The 20,191-nt window shown below is 63.4% G+C and carries 16 protein-coding genes, 1 tRNA gene and 1 pseudogene; 14 read left to right on the top strand and 4 right to left on the bottom strand.

Annotation, left to right across the window (positions count from 1 at the left end):
- Positions 1-7: 7 nt before the first annotated feature.
- The gene (locus P0645_RS10415; protein ID WP_284164514.1) at positions 8-1,006 is read right to left on the bottom strand and encodes an SPOR domain-containing protein; all 999 of its coding nucleotides are present in this window, start codon (positions 1,004-1,006) and stop codon (positions 8-10) included.
- A 311-nt stretch (positions 1,007-1,317) separates the two neighbouring features.
- Here P0645_RS10415 and P0645_RS10410 point away from each other — a divergent pair.
- From P0645_RS10410 to zapE, 11 genes and pseudogenes are all read left to right on the top strand, one after another.
- Positions 1,318-1,405: transfer RNA gene (locus P0645_RS10410), tRNA-Ser, on the top strand.
- A gap of 111 nt (positions 1,406-1,516) precedes the next feature.
- A complete protein-coding gene (locus P0645_RS10405; protein WP_284164513.1) occupies positions 1,517-3,985 on the top strand; it encodes a heavy metal translocating P-type ATPase in 2,469 nt (822 codons plus the stop codon).
- Positions 3,982-4,289 (top strand): annotated as a pseudogene (locus P0645_RS10400) (MerR family transcriptional regulator). The gene P0645_RS10405 and the pseudogene P0645_RS10400 overlap by 4 nt, the downstream one beginning before the upstream one ends.
- A 118-nt stretch (positions 4,290-4,407) precedes the next feature.
- Entirely contained in the window at positions 4,408-6,150 is a 1,743-nt protein-coding gene (locus tag P0645_RS10395) for a DNA polymerase III subunit gamma/tau (protein WP_284164512.1), read from the top strand.
- An 8-nt stretch (positions 6,151-6,158) separates the two neighbouring features.
- Complete coding sequence (locus P0645_RS10390; RefSeq protein ID WP_284164511.1) at positions 6,159-6,509, top strand: YbaB/EbfC family nucleoid-associated protein; 351 nt, start codon at positions 6,159-6,161, stop codon at positions 6,507-6,509.
- A 118-nt stretch (positions 6,510-6,627) separates the two neighbouring features.
- Positions 6,628-6,882 (top strand): hypothetical protein, encoded by a 255-nt coding sequence (locus P0645_RS10385; protein ID WP_284164510.1) that lies wholly within the window; start codon positions 6,628-6,630, stop codon positions 6,880-6,882.
- A gap of 2 nt (positions 6,883-6,884) precedes the next feature.
- Entirely contained in the window at positions 6,885-7,487 is a 603-nt protein-coding gene (locus P0645_RS10380; protein ID WP_284164509.1) for a hypothetical protein, read from the top strand.
- A gap of 2 nt (positions 7,488-7,489) precedes the next feature.
- Positions 7,490-7,927, top strand: a complete 438-nt coding sequence (locus tag P0645_RS10375) for a hypothetical protein (protein WP_284164508.1) — start codon at positions 7,490-7,492, stop codon at positions 7,925-7,927.
- A complete protein-coding gene (locus P0645_RS10370) occupies positions 7,917-8,177 on the top strand; it encodes a hypothetical protein (protein ID WP_284164507.1) in 261 nt (86 codons plus the stop codon). Before P0645_RS10375 ends, P0645_RS10370 begins: the two co-directional genes overlap by 11 nt.
- 123 nt (positions 8,178-8,300) lie before the next feature.
- Entirely contained in the window at positions 8,301-8,939 is a 639-nt protein-coding gene (locus P0645_RS10365; RefSeq protein ID WP_284164506.1) for an imm11 family protein, read from the top strand.
- 371 nt (positions 8,940-9,310) lie between these two features.
- Positions 9,311-10,405, top strand: coding sequence for a cell division protein ZapE (zapE, locus tag P0645_RS10360; RefSeq protein WP_284164505.1), 1,095 nt, complete (start codon positions 9,311-9,313; stop codon positions 10,403-10,405).
- Here the strand turns inward: zapE and P0645_RS10355 are convergent.
- Positions 10,396-11,508 (bottom strand): alcohol dehydrogenase family protein, encoded by a 1,113-nt coding sequence (locus tag P0645_RS10355; RefSeq protein WP_284164504.1) that lies wholly within the window; start codon positions 11,506-11,508, stop codon positions 10,396-10,398. The two genes, zapE and P0645_RS10355, sit on opposite strands and share 10 nt — an antisense overlap.
- A gap of 78 nt (positions 11,509-11,586) precedes the next feature.
- The gene (locus P0645_RS10350) at positions 11,587-12,618 is read right to left on the bottom strand and encodes an LLM class flavin-dependent oxidoreductase (protein ID WP_284164503.1); all 1,032 of its coding nucleotides are present in this window, start codon (positions 12,616-12,618) and stop codon (positions 11,587-11,589) included.
- 224 nt (positions 12,619-12,842) lie between these two features.
- Between P0645_RS10350 and P0645_RS10345 the strand changes: the two genes are divergently transcribed.
- Positions 12,843-13,037, top strand: coding sequence for a hypothetical protein (locus tag P0645_RS10345; RefSeq protein WP_284164502.1), 195 nt, complete (start codon positions 12,843-12,845; stop codon positions 13,035-13,037).
- A gap of 46 nt (positions 13,038-13,083) precedes the next feature.
- Here the strand turns inward: P0645_RS10345 and P0645_RS10340 are convergent, their stop codons facing one another.
- Entirely contained in the window at positions 13,084-15,855 is a 2,772-nt protein-coding gene (locus P0645_RS10340) for a beta strand repeat-containing protein (protein ID WP_284164501.1), read from the bottom strand.
- 547 nt (positions 15,856-16,402) lie between these two features.
- On the opposite strand from P0645_RS10340, the gene P0645_RS10335 reads away from it, so the two are divergent.
- Both P0645_RS10335 and P0645_RS10330 read left to right on the top strand, forming a co-directional pair.
- Positions 16,403-19,111 carry an FkbM family methyltransferase gene (locus P0645_RS10335; RefSeq protein ID WP_284164500.1) on the top strand — a complete coding sequence of 903 codons (2,709 nt, stop codon included), beginning with the start codon at positions 16,403-16,405 and terminating at the stop codon, positions 19,109-19,111.
- Complete coding sequence (locus P0645_RS10330; RefSeq protein ID WP_284164499.1) at positions 19,108-20,142, top strand: glycosyltransferase family protein; 1,035 nt, start codon at positions 19,108-19,110, stop codon at positions 20,140-20,142. Before P0645_RS10335 ends, P0645_RS10330 begins: the two co-directional genes overlap by 4 nt.
- The last annotated feature ends 49 nt before the right edge of the window (positions 20,143-20,191 follow it).

Below are 20,191 nucleotides of genomic sequence, written 5' to 3'. Positions count from 1 at the left end.
TCCTTCCTTACTTCGACACGGCATAGGCGTCGGGATAGCCAAGCGACTTGACCTTGGCGACCATCGCGTCGCGTTCGGCCTGGGTCGCAGCGGGCCCGATCAGCACCCGCCACAGCGTCTTGTCCTGGCTCTTCTCGGGCTTCACCACAGCGCCAAGTCCCGCCTTCTGCATCTGGGCCGCAGCTTTCTTGGCATTCTCCTCGGTGCTGAAGATGCCTATCTGCAGATAGGGTTTCGACAGCGCCCCGGAAGGCTGCGCCGGGATCGCCGAGAGAGGCGCGCCGGTGCCGGGCGCAGCGGTCGCAGGCGCTGCGGCAGGTGCAGGAGCAGGCGCTGCGGCAGGTGCGGCAGCCCCCTTCTTCACCGCCTTGTCAATCGCCTCTGCCGCTGTCTTGGCCACGGGGTCGAGCTTTTTCTGGTCGATCGCCGCAGGGGCCACGGCCGGAGCGGTTGGGGCCGCATCGGGCTTCGGCGGCGCCTTGGTGCCAGCGACCTTTGCCGCGGGCTCCGCCGGGGGCGGGGGCGGCGCGACCTCGACCCGCTTCAGCGCGACAACCTGCAGGGTCGTCGGCTGCCCGGCGAGAATGCCCAGCGCCTCGGCCGCGTCCGACGACAGCTGCAGGCTCGGCCCAGGGTTCGACACTTCGCGGCGGAACAGCGCGCCGGTCACCGACTTGCCGGTCGCGGGATTGCGGATCACCACGCGCTCGGGGTCCTTCACATCGCCATGCGCGACCCAGATACCGCCAAGCGAGGGACGCCCGTCCCAAAGTGCCTTGTCGGTCTTCGAGAAGATCTCGGGCGCCTCGACATCGCGCTGGCCGCCAGCGGCGGCAGTTCCGGCGGCGGCATTGCCCGGTACCTCGGTCGCAACCGCGCCATCCTCGCCCGCAAGATCGCCCACCACCGGCTCGGTCGGTTTGCTGCCGCCCTTGAACTGACAGCCGGCGATCGCCAGCACCAATAGAACGGTCGGCCCAAGCCGACTGAATTGCGGTTCGCTCATCCTGTCCCCTTCGCGCATCCTGCCCATGCGACCCATATGGCCGGTCCGCACCCAACTGGGGCTGCCCGCCTGCCTTTGCCCGATCTGCCCGCGCCTGTTTCCGCGCCTTCGCGCGTGACTGTATCGCAGCACGCCAGGCAAGAAAAGCCATCGGGACTTCACCGAAACGCGACCGGCAGCTTTTCGCAGCCATCGGGGACGTATGGCAGGACGGCATGCTCTCACAGAGCGGCTTGTGATCGGCGCGTCAAGCGGCTAGGTCTGCCTCCGCCTGCCTGATCCGCGATATCTGCGGTCATCGCGGCATCGACGGATGGGTGGCCGAGCGGTTTAAGGCACCGGTCTTGAAAACCGGCGAACCGAAAGGTTCCGTGGGTTCGAATCCCACCCCATCCGCCACCATCTTCGCCGCCGGGACAGGCCATAGCGGCAGATTGATCAGCCTGGACACTTGACCTTCCCGCTACGGGAACCCTCATTCATCCAATCGGATGCCCATCGGAGGCCGATTTGACCAGACCTGTCTCTCTTTCTGTCGAAGGCATGAGTTGCGCCTCCTGCGTCGCGCGGGTCGATCGCGGCCTCAAATCGGTCGATGGCATCTCCGACGTGTCGGTCAATCTTGCAGCAGAGGTGGCGCGGTTCCGGGCAGATGGCCCGGCAAGCCTGTCGACCGCGGCCGCGAAGCTCGAGACGCTGGGATATCCGGCGCGGAAGGCCACGGTGACGCTGGCGGTAGAAGGCATGACCTGCGCCTCCTGCGTCGGCCGGGTGGAGCGGGCGCTTGCCGCCGTCCCCGGCGTGACGGAGGCGCATGTGAACCTCGCGGCAGAAACGGCACAGGTGACCTTTCTGGAACGCGTGATCGAGCCCGCCGACCTGATCCGTGCCGCAGAGGGCGCGGGTTATGCCGCGCATCTCGCGAAGGCTGATGCGGCCGAAGACAGGGCGACCCGCAAGGAGGAAGAGGCGCGCAGGCTGAGGTTCAAGGTGCTGATCGCCGCGATGCTGGCTGTACCGGTCTTCGTGATGGAGATGGGCGGCCATATGATCCCGGCCTTCCATCATCTGGTCATGGCGACCATCGGGCGCGAGGCGAGCTGGCTTGTCCAGTTCGCGCTGACCACCGCCGTGCTGGCCGGTCCGGGGCGGCAATTCTACCTCAAGGGCATTCCCGCGCTTCTCACGGGCGCTCCGGACATGAACAGCCTCGTCGCGGTCGGGACGGGTGCCGCCTATCTCTATTCGCTGGTGGCGACCTTCGCCGCCCCCCTGCTGCCCGAAGGCGTGCGCGCCGTCTATTATGAAGCGGCCGCAGTGATCGTCGTCCTCATCCTCGTCGGCCGCTGGCTGGAGGCGCGGGCCAAGGGCCGCACCGGCGCGGCGATCCGCAAGCTTCTGGGGCTTCAGGTCAAGACGGCGACCGTGTTTGCGGGCGGCCAGCCGCGCGAGGTCGAGATCGAGGCGCTGAAAGCGGGCGATCTGGTGCTCGTCCGCCCCGGCGAGCGGATCGCGGTCGATGGCGAGGTGACCGAAGGCGAAAGCCATGTCGATGAAAGCATGATCACCGGCGAACCCCTGCCGGTCGTGAAGGCGCCGGGTGCGGCCGTCACCGGCGGCACGGTGAATGGCGCGGGCAGCCTGACCTTCCGCGCCACACGGGTCGGCGCCGACACGACGCTCGCGCAGATCATCCGCATGGTCGAGGAGGCGCAGGGCGCGAAACTGCCGATCCAGGGACTCGTCGACCGGATCACTTTGTGGTTCGTGCCCGCGGTGATGTCGCTGGCGGCACTGACCGTGCTTGTCTGGCTGCTCCTCGGGCCCGAACCGGCGCTAACCTATGCGCTCGTCGCGGGCGTCTCGGTCCTGATCATTGCCTGCCCGTGCGCGATGGGCCTTGCCACGCCGACCTCGATCATGGTCGGCACCGGCCGCGCGGCGGAACTGGGGGTCCTGTTCCGCAAAGGCGACGCGCTGCAGGCGCTGAGCGGGGTCGGGACGATCGCCCTCGACAAGACCGGCACTGTGACGCGCGGGCGACCCGAACTGACCGACGTGATCCTTGCCGACGGGTTCGACAGGGCCGACGTTCTGGCGCGTGTCGCGGCGGTCGAGGCGCGGTCCGAACACCCGATCGCCTTGGCCATCGTGCGCGGGGCGGCGGCAGAGGACACGCCCAGGCTCGAAGTGCAGGCCTTCGCTTCCTTCACCGGCTATGGCGTGCGGGCCATGGTTGCGGGCCAGAGCGTGCTTGTGGGCGCCGAGCGGCTGATGGTCCGCGAAGGGATCGCCCTCGGTCGGCTCGCCTCAGCGCAGGCCGACCTTGCCCGGCGCGGCCGCACCGCGCTCTTCGCGGCCATCGGCGGGCGGATCGCAGCCGTCATCGGTGTCGCCGACCCGGTCAAGCCGGCAAGCCGCGCCGCCATCGCCGCGCTGAGGGCGCGAGGCCTGCAAGTGGCGATGATCACCGGCGACAAGCGTGAGACGGCCGAGGCGATTGCAGCCGAGGTCGGCATCGACCGGGTGGTCGCCGACGTGCTGCCGGGCGGCAAGGTCGAGGCGCTGGACGCGCTCAGGGCTGCAGGTCGCATCGCCTTCGTCGGCGACGGTATCAACGACGCCCCCGCGCTCGCCCATGCCGATGTCGGCATCGCCATCGGTACCGGCACCGACGTCGCCATCGAAAGCGCCGATGTGGTCTTGATGTCGGGCGACCTTCGGGGCGTGGTCAACGCTTTCGAGGTCTCGCGCCGCACGATGGCCAATATCCGTGAAAATCTCTTCTGGGCCTTCGGCTACAATGTCGCGCTGATCCCGGTCGCGGCGGGGGCTCTCTATCCGGCCTTCGGCCTGCTTCTGTCCCCGGTCCTTGCGGCCGGGGCGATGGCGCTCAGTTCGGTCTTCGTCCTAACGAACGCGCTGCGCCTGCGCCGCATCGCGCCTGCGATGGACGAAGGGTCGGAAGACATGCGATGAACATCGGCGACGTCGCGGAACGGTCGTTCCTACCGGCAAAGACCATCCGCTTCTCCGAGGAGATCGGGCCGGTGAAGCCCTGCGCGCCGTGAACGGCTATCGCAGCTACCGAGACGACGACCTGCACAAGCGTGCCTTCCTCGGCCGGGCGCGCGCTCGGCTTCGCGCGATGCGCGCGACGCTTGCCGATCTGGCGCACCGCTGTGCGGGCGATGATCGCCCCGACTGCCCGATCCTCGACGATCTGGCCCAACCGCCCCACGCGCCCGGGCAGGTCACTCATCGGGCCGCTCATCGGGCCTGACAGCCCTCTTCGCTGCGTGAAAACGATGAGCCCTGTGAGCGGCGAAGAGCGGCCTGCCCGGTTTACGCCACCCAAGCACTTCTCTAGACTGCGCCGGACCCTACCCTCCGAGGCACGCATGACCGACGACACCGGGACCCGCTATCAGGTTCTCGCCCGCAAATACCGGCCCGAGACCTTCGCCGATCTCGTCGGGCAGGAAGCGATGGTCCGCACGCTGAAGAATGCCTTCGCCGCCGACCGGATCGCCCAGGCCTTCATCATGACCGGCATCCGGGGGACGGGAAAGACCACCACGGCACGGATCATCGCCAAGGGGCTGAACTGCGTCGGGCCGGACGGCACCGGCGGCCCGACGACCGACCCCTGCGGCCAGTGCGAGCACTGCCGCGCGATCATGGAAGGCCGCCATGTCGATGTGATGGAAATGGACGCGGCCTCGCGCACCGGTGTGGGCGACATTCGCGAGATCATCGACAGCGTGCACTACCGGGCGGCCTCGGCGCGCTACAAGGTCTACATCATCGACGAAGTCCACATGCTGTCGACGAATGCCTTCAATGCACTGCTGAAGACGTTGGAAGAGCCGCCCGCCCATGTGAAGTTCATCTTCGCCACGACCGAGATCCGCAAGGTTCCCGTTACCGTCCTTTCCCGCTGCCAGCGCTTCGACCTGCGCCGGATCGAGCCGGAGGTGATGATCGCGCTTCTGCAGAAGATCGCCGGGGCCGAAGGTGCCTCGATCAGCGACGAGGCGCTCGCGCTCATTACCCGCGCCGCCGAAGGCTCGGCGCGCGATGCAACATCGCTTCTCGATCAGGCGATCAGCCATGGCGCGGGCGAAACGACGGCGGATCAGGTCCGCGCGATGCTTGGCCTTGCCGACCGGGGCCGCGTGCTCGACCTTTTCGACATGATCCTGAAGGGCGAGGCGGCGGGGGCGCTCGCCGAGCTTTCGGCGCAATATGCCGATGGCGCCGATCCGATGGCCGTCCTGCGCGATCTGGCCGAAGTCACCCACTGGATTTCGGTGATCAAGATCACGCCCCAGGCCGCCGACGACCCGACCGTGCCGCCCGACGAGAAGGCGCGCGGTCTGGCCATGGCGGGCGCCCTGCCTATGCGGGTGCTGACGCGCATGTGGCAGATGCTTCTGAAAGCGATCGAGGAGGTGGCGCAGGCCCCGAACGCGATGATGGCTGCCGAGATGGCGGTGATCCGGCTGACCCATGTCGCCGACCTGCCCGATCCCGAGCAACTGATGCGCCGCCTGTCAGAAGGCCCCGGCCCCGCAGCCCCCGCCCCCACGGGGCGCGGCCCCGCACCGGGCGGCACGGTGACCCATGCCGCGCCGCGCGCGGTGACGACTGCCGCGCCGACCGCCTCGGGTGCGGCCACCGCGCTCGCTGTCGCGCCGGAGATGGCACTCGCGCGATACGCGACCTTCGCCGCCGTGGTCGAACTGATCCGCGCCAACCGCGACGTGAAGCTTCTGATGGAGGTCGAAACTCATCTGCGCCTCGTCCATTACGCGCCGGGGCGGATCGAGTTCGAACCCACCCGCGACGCGCCGCGCGACCTCGCCGCGACCCTCGCCCAACGCCTGCAAAGCTGGACCGGCACGCGCTGGGGCGTGTCTGTCGTCGCCGAAGGTGGCCAGCCCACCATTGCAGAGACGCGCAACGCCGCCTATCTCGCCGCCGAGGAAGAAGCCTTGCAGAACCCCGTCGTCCAGGCGGTGTTCGCCGCCTTCCCGGGCGCGAAGATCACCGCGATCCGCACGCCCGAGGAAACGCGGACCGAAGCTGCGCTGACCGCGCTGCCCGAGGTCGAGGACGAATGGGACCCGTTCGAGGAGTAGGAGAGAACATGCTTAAGGGACTGGGCCTCGGTGGCCTTGGCGACATGGCCAAGATGATGAAAGCCGCGCAGGAGATGCAGGGCAAGATCGGCGAACTGCAGGAAAGCTTCGACCGGATCATGGTCGTGGGCGAAGCGGGCGCGGGGCTGGTGACGGCGACCTGTTCGGCCAAGGGCGAACTGAAGGCGCTCGACATCAATCCCACGATCTTCGATCCGACCCAGAAGGAAGTGGTCGAGGACCTGATCCTTGCCGCGATCAAGGACGCCCAGAGGAAGGCGGGCGAGCGGGCCCAGGCGGAAATGAAGCGCCTGACCGAGGGCCTCGGCCTGCCGCCTGACTTCAAGCTGCCGTTCTGAAAGGTAAAGCTTCGGCCAGCTGCTGATGGCGCTGATGAACCCGGCCCGCGAAGGAAGAGCCGGGCATGCTGACCGACATCGCGGGCTTTGCGCGTCTCGGGCCTCGGTCAGCGAGGAGGTGGACGCCAAGATCCGCGACCAGATCAAGGCGGGGACCTTCCCGCTGCGGCTGAAGCCCGAGGATTGGCAGTCGGGCACGATCAACTGGCTCTTCGATGTCATCGCGCCGGACCGCGCCACGACCGGCCGGGTGATCGCCAATTTCCGGCAGGTGGTGAAGGGGGGCGACCTCAGGATGCATCCGCAGATCGGCGGGCTTGTGGAGCCGGAGCTTCTGGAGAAGATGGGCGCGTCCCAGCACAAAGGAGCGTGACGATGACAGACACAGTATGGGCAAGCTATGCACTGCTGAACTCGGATCTGGTCGTGCCATTCAGAAGGTCAAACGTGGGTGATCCCATCGGGCGCGTTGTGACGCAAGATCATATCGCCGGCCGACCGATCGATCCCGCCAATCTGCCGCAGTACGCGGTATTAGACAAGGAATGGCCCGAATTCAAGAAATTCCCCCCGCTTTTCCATGTTAATGAATATCTTTGTGTCACCGGCAAGATGGCGCAGTTTCTCCGCCAGTTCGACCTGGGTTCCGCCGGGCTTTATCCGATAAAACTGATCTCCGAGAAAGATCCCGAAGCCTATCCGGAACCCTTCTATATCCTGGGGCTAAGTGAACGGAAGCAAGCTCTGGTTCCCGAGAAAAGCGGTCCTCTGACGTTCCTTCTCGGCTCCTACCGGAAGCCAATTGGCGAGCAAGACGATTACCTCGCGCTGAACCGCAATGCCCTGACCGGGCCGGACCTCTGGACCGATCCGAGCATCCGACCAATGTTTTTCGTCAGCCAGCGCCTGCATGATGCCTTGGAAAAGGCAGGGCTGACCAAAGCCTTCAAACTGAAACGCTGCAAGTTAGTGGACTGAAAATGACCGATGATGCCGTCGATTCCGCCGAATTCACCGAATCCTACAGCGCTGCAAAGCTTTTCGGGTTCGACGTTCATCATGCTGTCATCGAAAGGATTGTGCAGCTTTACCCAAAGCTGATGTCCGATGCGGGATTTGACCCCAACATGCGGGGCAATTTGCATGCCCTGTTTCGGAACGCCACGACGCTCGAGGCGTTCAAATCCGTTCCTGGGCTGATGGATGCGCTTGGCGAAGCGGGCATCGGCGATCAACTGCACGATAGTCGCGGGTCGGACCCAAGACATGCCACCTACAGCAAGCGTAGGGTGCGTGCTCGCACGCACCTCACCCCACGCCAACGATCATCGGTGCGTGAAATCACGCACCCTACCATCTCCTCGCCGCAATCTCGCGATGGATGGACGAACGGGGCCAGCGCGGCGCGTGCGCGTTGACCCACCGCTTCCCTGCGTCGCAAACCCATCGCCCTCCGCCGTCCCGGTGCGGCTGAAGCCCGAGGATTGGCAGCCAGGGCAGGTCAACTGGCTCCTCGATGTCATCGCGCCGGACCGCGCCACGACCGGCCGGGTCATCGCCAATTTCCGGCAGGTGGTGAAGGAATTCCAACTGCGCATGCATCCGCAGATCGGCGGGCTGGTGGAGGGTGAGATGCTGGAGAAGATGGGCGGTACCCGCACTGCCTGAAGGACGCCGGATCGGTGCCGTGGACAGGGCTGGCCGCACTCTGCATAGAGATCAGGCACGGCGCGCGAATACGCCTTATCCATGGCCTGGACTGCTCCGGCCCGAACCACAAAGGAAAGACCCATGCCCTATGTATGTTCGCTTCTCTACTCCCAAACTCAGCCGCAATTTGAGTTTGATGAGCGGCCGAAAACCATGCCGTTCTTTGGCTTCAGTGGAGGTGTTTGGATCGATCCCGCGCGGATGCCCACATCCGCTTCTCAAGAGAACAAAAGCGCAATGACCGACGTTTTCCCTTTGCCTGGTCTCAATGGTGTAAGCACCCGGTTCAAAGCGATTGTCGAGCGCCTTGAACCCAACAAGCATCAGTTCTTTCCGCTGAAGCTACGGCGCAAGAACGGAGAACCGATCGAGGGCGGCTGGTTCATCTTCAATGCATGTGAGAAATTTGACGCAATCCTGGTGAAGTATATGAAGCAGGAGAAGGTGAAGTGGGTCAGGAGATTCAACGGAAAGCCGGGCCTTCATTGCGATGTTAGACCCAATATGCTGACTTTCAGCCGACCTGAGATGGCTGGGCGTCATTTTTGGATCACCGACAACCTATCCGCCCCGAACCTAATCATGTCGAACGAAGCAGCCAAGGTGATGAAAGCCGAGCGCATCCGAAACTTCTACATGACCGAACAGCAGGAATCCGACGATCCGTGGATCCCGGAAGAAAATATCGGGCCGGTTCTCGACTGGCAGAAGAAGCAATAACGAAACCAATCCCAAGCATGTGAGAAAACATGGCTTTTCCAGGCCCATCCATTCCCGGCTATCAGCGTCAGCACCTTGGATGAGACCGGAAAGCCCGAACGCGCCAAGGTGATGTTCGAGCATGTCGCGAACCTTGCGCCGACCGCCCCGGTTGGCCATATCGCCCTGTCGCCAGTTCCATGCCAGTGCGGCGAACTCGAGGGCTCACGGGAGTACGACGAGGAGGACGAGGGCCTGTGCTGGTCCGTTAGCGCCCCCGATATGACGGGCCGAAGGCCTCGGCTTGCCGCCAAAATTCGAGCTGCCGTTCTGATCCAGCGGGCGACGCCCGGCCGCGTGACAGGCGGGGCGCGGGTTGCTATCAGCGATCCATGACGGACGCGCGCGAAAGCCTGACAGAGATCTACGACCGCAAGGTGGCTGAGGGCACGATCCGCCCCGACGCTGCCCAGCGCGCGCTTCTGCCCGAATTCGAGCGCATCCGTGCAGCGCTGGAGGAGGACGGGCAGAAGAAGAAGGGCTTCCTCGGCGGTCTCTTCGGCAAGCCGCCGGTGGCGCCGAAGGGGCTGTACCTCTGGGGCGGTGTCGGGCGCGGCAAGTCGATGCTGATGGATCTTTTCCACGAAGCGACCGCGATCGAGGCCAAGCGGCGCGTGCATTTCCATGCCTTCATGCAGGAGGTGCAGGCCGCCCTACACGCCGCCCGCAAGACCGGCGTCGATGATGCGATCCGGCCCGTGGCGGTTGATATCTCGTCGAAGCTGCGGCTTCTGTCGTTCGACGAAATGCAGATCACCGACATTGCCGATGCGATGATCGTGGGGCGGCTCTTCCAGATGCTGTTCGAGCGCGGCACCTGCGTGGTGACCACGTCAAACCGGGTGCCGGACGACCTTTACAAGGACGGGCTGAACCGGCCGCTGTTCCTGCCGTTCATCGACCTGCTGAAGGCGCGGATGGAGGTGCGCGAGATCGAGAGCGAGACGGATTATCGCCAGCATCGCCTTGAAGGCGCGCGGACCTATTTCACACCGGCAAATGCGCTAGCACGGGCCGAGATCGATGGCATATGGCGCGAACTGACCGGCGGCGGGGGCGATGGGCCGCTGACACTCACCGTAAACAACCGTCCCGTCAGCCTGCCCGATCACCGGTCCGGGGTGGCGCGCGCCTCCTTCTGGGAACTTTGCAGCCGCCCTCTCGGCCCCGCAGACTATCTGGCGATCGCCAAAGCGGTGCGGGTTCTGATCGTCGAAGAAATTCCTCATCTGTCGGCCGAGAACTATAACGAGGCCAAACGTTTTGTTACGCTGATAGACGCGCTTTACGAGGGCAAGGTTCGGCTGATCTGTTCGGCCGCCGACGAGCCGGAGCGGCTTTACGTAGAGGGCGCGGGGTCGTTTGAGTTCGAACGCACAGCGAGCCGCCTGAGGGAAATGCAGGCGGCGGACTGGGGTCAGGCCTGACCGGCAGGTGGCGGGATCAGAACCAGCTTGCCGACATGGCGCTTTTCCAGGAAGTCCTTCTGCGCCTTTGCGATGTCGGCAAGCGGGTAGGTCGCCGCCACAAGCGGCCTGATCTCACGGCGTTCGATATAACCAATCAGGTTCGGAAAGACGGGCTCATCCCAGGCCGTCGTGCCGATCAGCGTCAGGTCCTTCAGATACAGATCGCGCATGTCGAGCGATACGATTGGGCCTGCAATCGCACCGGACGAGACATATCGACCACCGCGCCGCAATGCCTTGAGCAACGTCGGAAAGCCCTGCCCTGCGACATTGTCGATGACGACATCGACGCTTTCTGCGCCAAGCACCTCTGCCGGATCGTCGGCGCGGTCGAGCAATCGCTCCGCGCCGATCGATCGCAGGTCGTCATGTTTGCTCCGGGATGCGATGGCGATCACCTTCGCCCCGCGCCGGCGCGCAAGCTGAACCGTGGCAGAGCCGACACCACCCGAGGCGCCCGTGACCAGAACCACCTCGCCCGCGCCGACACGCGCGCGATGCAGCATGTTCTCGCTTGTGCCGTAGGCACAGGGAAGGCTCGCAAGCTCGGCATCGGTCCAGTCGCAGTCCACGACGAAGGCCTCGCTAGCCGGAACGGCCACGAACTGCGCGAAGGCGCCGTCGAAGTCCGCCGCCAGCCAGCGCGTCGCCGGATCATGGAAACCATTGACCCTCATGCAGGGTCTGACCAGCACCCGGCGGCCCAGCAGCCCCGGATCGACCCCGGCACCAAGCCCGGCGATGCGTCCCGCGCAATCGGTGCCTTGGATCATCGGAAACGGTGTCGCGCCCTGCCAGCCGCCTGCCTCGGGGGGGCCGTCGCCTGCTGGCTCGAGGCTTTCCCCGGTCGAAGCCGTGACGGTGCTCGCGTACCAGCCGACCCTTGTATTGATGTCGGTGTTGTTCACACCCGCGGCGAGGACATGGACCAGAACCTCGCCGTCCTTTGGCAGGGGGCGCCGTACCTTGCGATACCGCAGCTGTTCAAAGCCACCCTGAGCCTCAGTCACCACCGCCATCATCGTTGCAGAGGCGCCGTCGGGCTCGAACCTGTCTGTCATCGACGACCCCCCTCAAACATTCTGGCGGCGCGTGTCAGCATTGCATGGCGCCAACGCCATGTCAGGGCGGGAAATGCATCAAGCCAGCATGTCCCGCACCAAGGGCGCCACGCGGGTGCCGTAAAGCTCGATCGAGCGCAGCAACTTCTCGTGCCCGAGCGTGCCCGAGGAATATTTCATCTCGAACCGCGCGAGGCCCAGCGCCTTCACCGTCTGCACGATCTTCTTCGCGACCGTCTCGGGCGTGCCGACGTAAAGCGAGCCGTGATCAGCCTCGCGTTCGAAATTCTCGCGCGTCGTCGGTGGCCAGCCGCGTTCGCGGCCGATCCGGTCGTGCAGCGCCTTGTAGCCGGGCCACAGCTCTTCGCGCGCGCGCTCATCGCTTTCGGCCACATGGCCCGGCGAATGGACGCCCAAAGGCTGCGGCGCCTTGCCGATCTGGCCGTAGGCCTGATGGTAGAGGTCTACGAAGGGGCGGAACCGCGCCGGATTGCCGCCGATGATCGCCAGCATCATCGGCAGATCGTGGCGCACGGCGCGGATCACGGAATCGGGGCTGCCGCCCACGCCGATCCAGGTCTTCAGAGGTTTGGGCCCAAGCGGCGGAAAGATCTTCTGGTTCTTCAACGCGGGTCGGGTCCGGCCCTCCCAGCTGACAGCGGGTGCGCGGATCAGCCGGGCAAAAAGATCGAGCTTTTCCTCGAAGAGAAGTTCGTAATCCTGAAGGTCGAAGCCGAACAGCGGGAAGCTTTCGGTGAACGATCCACGGCCGAGGATCACTTCGGCCCGGCCGCCTGACAGGGCATTCAGAGTGGAGAACCGCTGGAACACCCGGATCGGATCATCCGAAGACAGGACGGTGACCGCTGTGCCCATGCGGATGCGCGAGGTGCGGGCGGCGATGGCGCCAAGGATCACCTCGGGCGCGGAAATCGCGAAATCGTCGCGGTGATGTTCGCCAAGGCCGATGTAATCGACCCCGACCTGATCGGCGAGCACCGCCTCTTCGACCACATTGCGGATCACCTGATCCTGCGGCAGGCGATTGCCGTCCGGACCTTGCGTCACGTCGCCGAACGTATCAAGCGCGAGTTCGATTGTCTGGCTCATGGGACCCCTCCTGTCTGCCAAGAGCTAGTCTGTTGCACCGGGAACGGAAAGTAGGCGTGCACGCACAGGCACGGAGCGGTTCTGCAGACAGGCGCGAATCGCAAGGCCTGCCATCCTGATCGGCGGTTTCATGCCCCTGTTACCATCCAGGGTAGAATATCTTGTGGCAGGCGCGATTCGGGCGCAAGCTGACCCCACGACCATTCGCCACCCGGGAGGAGAGAATGAGCCGCCACCTGGCCGATCACCGCGCCCAAAGCGACGGCGGGCGCCTGAAGCATTTCTACCGCATCGAGAAGACCGGCGATGCCGACGGCGTCCACCCGTCAAGCCGCGCGCTGCACAAGCGCCCGCTCGGCCGGGAAGGCCCGAGCCGCGTCGAGAATTTTGTGCGCATCGAACGTGGGTTCACCGCGTAAGCAGCGGGGACGCGCGCGCTGCTTACGCGGCTTGACCTGCGATGTGTCAGATGATGAGAAAGTCGTTGGCGTCGAGTGCGAGGAACGCGCCGAGTTTCGCGATCTGTACAGCTGCGCCCGCGCCGTTGCCATCGGCATCATAAAAGAGGCGACCGTCATCGATATCGTAGACGATCCGTGTGCCCGCAGTTGCGGCGACCCCCGCGGTGTTCGCCTCAAACAGTCCCGCAGCCATCGAACCGGCAGACCCCAGACCCCCCATTACTGCATTGTCGAGCCAGATTGTGTCGTCAACAACCGAGAAGTCGGTGATCGTATCCACATTTCCGGAGCCTATCGCAGTATCAAAGACAAAGGCATCGCTGCCGAGACCGCCCATCAGGGCATCATTCCCGGCGCCGCCGATGAGCGTGTCATCTCCGGCACCACCGATGAGCCGGTTGGCTGCCGCATTGCCGCTGAGCCAATCGTTGAAGTTCGATCCCGTCAGGTTCTCGATGCTGATCAGCCAGTCGAGGCCGGAGCCGCCGGTGGCCTGCGCGCCGGTCACGCCGAGGTTCACCGTCACCGCGCCTGTCGCTGCCCAGTAGGATACCGTGTCGGTGCCGGCGGCGCCGTTGAGGATGTTGTCGCCCGCACCCGCAACCAGCGTGTTGGCAAGGCCGTTGCCGGTCAGGAAGGCGGTCCCGGCCGCCAGAATGCGGCCATTCTCGATATTGGCGCCAAGCGTGTAGTTTCCACGCCAGCTGTTCACGATATCGATGCCGCCGGTGGCGGCATCGGCATTGCCCTCGATCACGATGTCGCCGGTGTTGTCGACGGTGTAGCTGTCGTTGCCATCGCCGCCAGCCATGGTATCGGCTCCCGCGCCACCGAACAGCGTGTCATTCCCTGCGCCGCCAATGAGCGTGTCATCGCCCGCACCGCCGTCGAGCCGGTTGGCTGCCGCATTGCCGCTGAGCCGATCGTTGAAGGTCGATCCCGTCAGGTTCTCGATGCTGATCAGCCAGTCGAGGCCGGAGCCGCCGGTGGCCTGCGCGCCGGTCACGCCGAGGTTCACCGTCACCGCGCCTGTCGCTGCCCAGTAGGATACCGTGTCGGTGCCGGCGGCGCCGTTGAGGATGTTGTCGCCCGCACCCGCAACCAGCGTGTTGGCAAGGCCGTTGCCGGTCAGGAAGGCGGTCCCGGCCGCCAGAATGCGGCCATTCTCGATATTGGCGCCAAGCGTGTAGTTTCCACGCCAGCTGTTCACGATATCGATGCCGCCGGTGGCGGCATCGGCATTGGTCTCGATCACGATGTCGCCGGTGTTGTCGACGGTGTAGCTGTCGTTGCCATCGCCGCCGACCATCGTATCGGCGCCGAGGTCGCCGCTCAGCGTGTCATTGCCGCTGTTGCCATAAAGAAGGTCCGAACCCTCGCCGCCATAAACCGTGTCGTTTCCGTTGCCTCCGAAAATGCTGTCGTTGTCATTGCCGCCATTGAGAAAGTCGTTACCGTCGTTGCCTATCAGCCGATCGTTGCCGTCACTGCCCATCAGCTGGTCCGCAAAGGCGGTGCCAATGTAGTGATCGGCAATTGCGGTGCCCGCAACCGCGACCGCAGCCGTGCGGGGATCGAAGATCTGGGCGCGGATAGCAAGGCCGCTGGTGTCGGCGCCGGTCGTGCTTCCGTCGGTCCAAGTGACGATGAACCTGCCATCGGCAAGGACGGATATGGACGGGGCGGACTGGTCGCCCGTCGTGGTCGTGTTGACCAGGAACTCCGCGCCCGACGGCGTGCCGTCCGCGTCGAAGACTTGTGCCCGGATATCGCTTCCATTCGTTGCGGAACTGTTGTCCAGCCAGCAGACCACGAACCCGCCATCCGGCAGCGCAGCGGTGGTGCTCTCGTCCTGGCCTGAATTTGTCGTTGTGTTCACGACAAAGTCCGTTCCCGTCGGATTGCCTGAATCATCGTAGACCCGTCCACGGATCGAGGAGCCGCTGGTATCGGTACCCGTGCCGCTGCCATCGGTCCAGGTCACGACAAAGCCGCCGCCCAGCGCAACTACAGAAGGATTGAACTGGTTGCCGAGCGTGGTCGTGTTAATCAGAAGCTCGGCGCCCGATGGGCTTCCGTCGGAATTGAAGACCTGCCCGCGGATCGCGCCGCTATCCGTATCACCGGCTGTTTGACTGTTGTCTGTCCAGACGACGAGGAACCGGCCGCCACTGAGTGCGGTGACCGAACTTTCGGCCTGGTCAGAGGCGGTTGTGCTATTGACGGTTAGCTCGCTGCCGGTCGCGACGCCCCCGGATGTGAAATGCTGGGCGCGCACGGCCTGGCCGCTGGTGTCGCTGCCGGTCTGGCTGCTGTCCGTCCAGCTGATCACGAAGCTGCCGTCCGTCAGTTCGGCGATGGCGGGGGCAATCTGTAGATTCGTCGCCGTGGAGTTCACCACCATTTCGGCGACCGCCACACTGCCGTCCGCGTTGAAAACCCGCGCGCGGATGTCATAGCCGTCGGCGCCTGGCAGCTGGCTACCGTCGACCCAGACCACTGCGAACCGTCCTCCACTGAGGGCAATCACGCTGGAATCGGACTGATCGTTGGTCGTCGTCGCGTTGATCAGGAAAGTGGCACCAACGGGCGCCCCTGCCGCATTGAAGATCTGACCGTATATTCCGGTGTTATCCGCGTCGCTGCCGGCGGCGCTGTCATCCGTGTAAGTAACTACGAAGAAGCCGTTGTCGAGCGCAGCAACGGAAGACTGCTTCTGGTTGAAATCGGTGATTGAATTGACGAGAAACTCGGAACCAAAGGTCGGGACGGACATAAGGGCGCTCTCCAGCGGTGAGGGTCGTGCGATCTTGGCATTCTAGGCGAATGCTTAACAAATTGCGGCAAGAAAAAGGCGCGCCCGGTGAACAACCTGTGCCGGGCGCTGTTTTTGTTGCCAGGTGAAAAACGGACGCGCGCGATGCCTGAGGGCGTGACCGGCCCCGGCGGTGGTCGTGTGCGATAGCTGCGAGGGGGCCGCAGGGACCGACGATGCGCTTCGCCCGCAGGGACCACGAGGGGCAAGAAGCCACCCGCGGCCCTTCACGTCCGGGCGCGTCCTCTGCACCGGCGGCCTCGCTGCATCCATCACGATCTGGCAACGAATCGGGAATTCGTGGTGAACGTCGAGAGATCGGCGGATTGACTAGCGCAAGGTGAAATTGTACGGGGAACCGAATCTCGGCACGCGTGATGATGACCGTCGCTATGCCGCTTGTGCAGCAGTGCTCGTACTGAGGCGTTCGACCGGGGCTGAGGATGACCGATGCGCCTCGCCGATCTAGGTCTGCACAGAAGACGTTTGTACCGGGTGATGATCTTCCATGACGACACGAAACGCTACCGAGGCGCAGCCTTCCCTTGCCGCAATCAATACGCGGTATGGGATGTTCTATGTCCCTGACAATTCAGACATTATCGCGAATTCTTTGCGTGAATACGGGGAATGGGCGCAGATCGAACTGGATATGCTGTGCCAGTTCATCGCGGACGGGGATATCCTGATAGACGGCGGGGCCTGCTTCGGGACGCATGCGCGGGCGTTTTCGCAGAAAGTTGGCGTGCGCGGGGAAGTGATCTGCTTCGAGCCTTCGCCCGCGAACCGGTCGGTCCTGGAAAAGAACGTTGCGGCCGCCGCGATTCACAATATCAAGATCCGGTCCGAAGCCCTGGGCGAGCAGGCAGGGTATGGGCGGCTGATCGAGGCTCCTGATGGAAATGCTGGTGGCACGCATTTGGAGTCCGAGGCGCATGAAGGGCCGGTGGTTCTGGTTCGGCTTGATGATGCAGGGCCCAAATCTGTACAGTTTGTCAAACTTGATCTGGAAGGTGCGGAACTGGCGGCGCTGAAGGGTGCAACCCGTATCCTGGCAGAGGACAGGCCAGTCGTCTTCTGCGAAGTGCTGGGGATTCACGGCGGCAGCGATCTGTTGCGCTTCATGCAGGGGCACGGCTATTTCTGTTGCGGGATCCACTCCCCGGCCTTCAACCCGTCAAATTTCAACGGATCGGCGCGGGACATCTTCTTTGACGGGACGGAGTGCGGCCTGCTGTTCCTGCCTTCGGAAGCTGCTGACAAGTACCGCGATAGGATTGAAGCCCTTGCGCTGCCCCTGATCGAAACAGTTGACGATCTTGCGCTGTTGATGCTGCAACAGCCCCAATATAGCCGAGAGAGACTGCCTCGGGAGAGCGCCGCACGTCGGTTGCCGATGCCGCTGGCACCGATTGACGCGATGCGGGCCAACGCGGAGCTGGCCGAAATCCGGACCGTTTTGGATGCCCGCGCAGACGAGGCGAAGACCTTGACCCAGCAGCTTGCTGACAGCAGGGCCGCACTGGATGCACGCGCAGCCGAGGCGAAGACCTTGACCCAGCAGCTTGCTGACAGCAGAGCAGAGTTTCAGTCGGTCAATAGCGACTACGCTCGGCGTTTGGGTATGGCACGAACAGAGCTGGACGAGCTACACGGACTATACGAGCAATGGCGCGAACAACATGCCGCGGCGATCAAGCTCGCACGGAAAGTTCGGAAATTGCCGTTCTCCTTGTTCTTCCGCGTCAGTCGCCGCTATCGACGCTCTACCCGCAATCTGCTTCGATCCGTTAATATGCCTGACATGGCGCAGAAGAGCCTGTCGCAGTTGCGCCATATTTTTAATGCAGCGCTCGGGCGAGCCGATGCAATACCTGTGTCGGCGACGTCACTCACGCAGAACGATCGCGCTGCCAGGATCCGCACGATTACGTCCAGCATTGGCCTGGCCGTCTTGGCGCCGCCACCCGATATCCATGAAACTGTGCTCAAGGATAATGCAATTGCCGATATTCTGGCGCGCGGCCGTGAACGAGTGATCGTGAGCTTGTCTCACGACAATTACCTGGATGTCATGGGCGGCACCCAGGTCTGCATCCGGATCGAAGCCAGTCGCGCAGCGCCCGCTGGAATGGACTATCTTAACATACACCCGGTTCGCACCTGCAACGCACTGCTCCCTGAAGCCGAGGTCAACACCTCGACATATCGTTTGGTTCTGAATGGTGAAGTGCTGGGAACAGCGCGCTACGCAGACATGATCGCCGCGATCGAGAGCCGCGCTGCCACGGGACAGAAATTCCGTTTTGTGGTCCATCACCTGATGGGCCACTCTCCTGAAGCGGTTGCTCAGCTGATCGAGGCCAGCGGCGACAACCGCTGCTGCTACTGGCTGCATGATTTCTTTAGTGCCTGCCAAAGCTATACTCTGATGCGCAACGCCATTAGCTATTGTGGCGGGCCAGATCTGGCATCTCCGGCGTGTGGCGTATGTGTGTTCGGTCAGGCTCGCCCAAGGCATACCGAGCGTCTGCGGCACTTCTTTGACCGGATTGCAGTCACGGCGCTTGCACCCTCGCAGGTTGCGGCGGACATTTGGACCAGGACCTGCGGATACCGGCTGCACGATTTGATCGTACAACCGCATATGGTCCTTGAAGCGACCGAACGCGCGAAGCCATTGCCTGTGCTTGGTGGGGCCGATGATGCACCGATCAAGGTTGCCTATCTTGGGGCGCCCGTCGCGCATAAAGGTTGGAATGAGTTCGAAAGACTGGTGACTGATCACGCTCGATCCAAGCTTCTCGAGTTCCACTATTTTGGCAGCTATACAGCTGACTTGGATGTCATAAAGCACCATGTCGAGGTCTCTGCGGCACAGCCGGACGCGATGACCCGCGCGTTGGAAGCAGCGGGAATTGACCTGGTTCTGCATTTTGCCCGCTGGCCCGAGACGTTTTCCTTGACCACGGCCGAGGCGCTGGCGAGCCAGGCCTACGTTGTTACGCAGTCGCAGTCTGGCAATGTCGCCGCATTGGTACAGTCCACCGGAAGGGGCGCGGTCCTGGAATCCGAAGAGGCGCTGGCCTCTTGGCTCTACTCGGCAGACTGCCGTGATCTGGTCCTGCAGGCCCGAGAGCGGCGGCGTAGCGAAGTGCTGGACGTGCATTACAGCGAAATGGCAATCCCCGCGCTCACAGGTTTGTATCTTCCATGACCGTCCACGCCTTCACCAGTTTTTCCTACAGCTACCTGAACCGCGCCCGCGTATTGGCCAGCAGCCTGCGCCGCCAGCACCCTGACTGGATTATCTGGGCCGTCATCACGGACCACCCACCCGAGGGGTTCAATTTCGATATCTCGAACGAGGAATTCGACAGGGTCATTACCGCCGAGCAATTGCTTGGTGAGGCCGTCGAACCCTGGCTCTTCCGTTACGACATCGTGGAGGCTTGCACTGCCGTCAAGGGCCGGGCGATCATGCATATCATGGATCAACCGGACGCGGAAAAGGTCGTCTATTTCGATCCGGACATTGCGGTTTTTGGCTCGATGAAACCGGTAATAGATCTTCTGGACGATTGGTCTATTGTACTGACCCCGCATCAGACCACACCCGAAACAGAGGAAATAGCGATCCGCGACAACGAGATCACGTCGTTGCACTATGGAACGTATAACCTCGGCTTCCTGGCCTTGCGCAACGATGGAGAAGCAAGGGCCTTTGCCGAGTGGTGGACCGCGCGACTGGATTCCTGGTGTGTCGATCGACTGGATATCGGCGTATTTGTTGATCAGAAATGGTGCAATCTCATCCCGTGCTATTTCGATAGTGTAAAAGTCTTGCGAGACCCGGGCTATAATGTTGCCAGCTGGAACCTCAGTCATCGGAAGATTTCGATACCCTTGGACGGTTCTATTCTGGTCAATGGCGCGCCATTGCGATTCTACCATTTTACCAAGCTCGGCCCGATCGGCGACACGATGACCGAACGCTATGCGAAAGACAACTTTGAGGTCTATGAGATCTGGGCCTGGTACCGGCGCGAGGTAGAACGTTTCACCGACCCGAGGATTCCGTCGGGTTGGTGGTATTATGGCGTCTTCAGGGATGGAACGGCGATACCCAAGGCAGCGCGCGAATTATTCAGGCAAAGGCTGGATCTACAAGAGGCCTTCCCGAATCCTTACGAGACGGACTTCCGGAGATGGCTCGTCAAACATACCGATCTGATGACCCTTGCCTGAAAAAGTATGTGGGAGACGCCTTCCCTCGAGGAGGACTCATCGAGAAGAG

Source organism: Frigidibacter sp. SD6-1, assembly GCF_030143255.1.
GTDB lineage: Bacteria > Pseudomonadota > Alphaproteobacteria > Rhodobacterales > Rhodobacteraceae > TMP-24.
The sequence above is the reverse complement of the archived record's forward strand: the minus strand, read 5'-3'. Positions and strand labels throughout refer to the sequence as shown.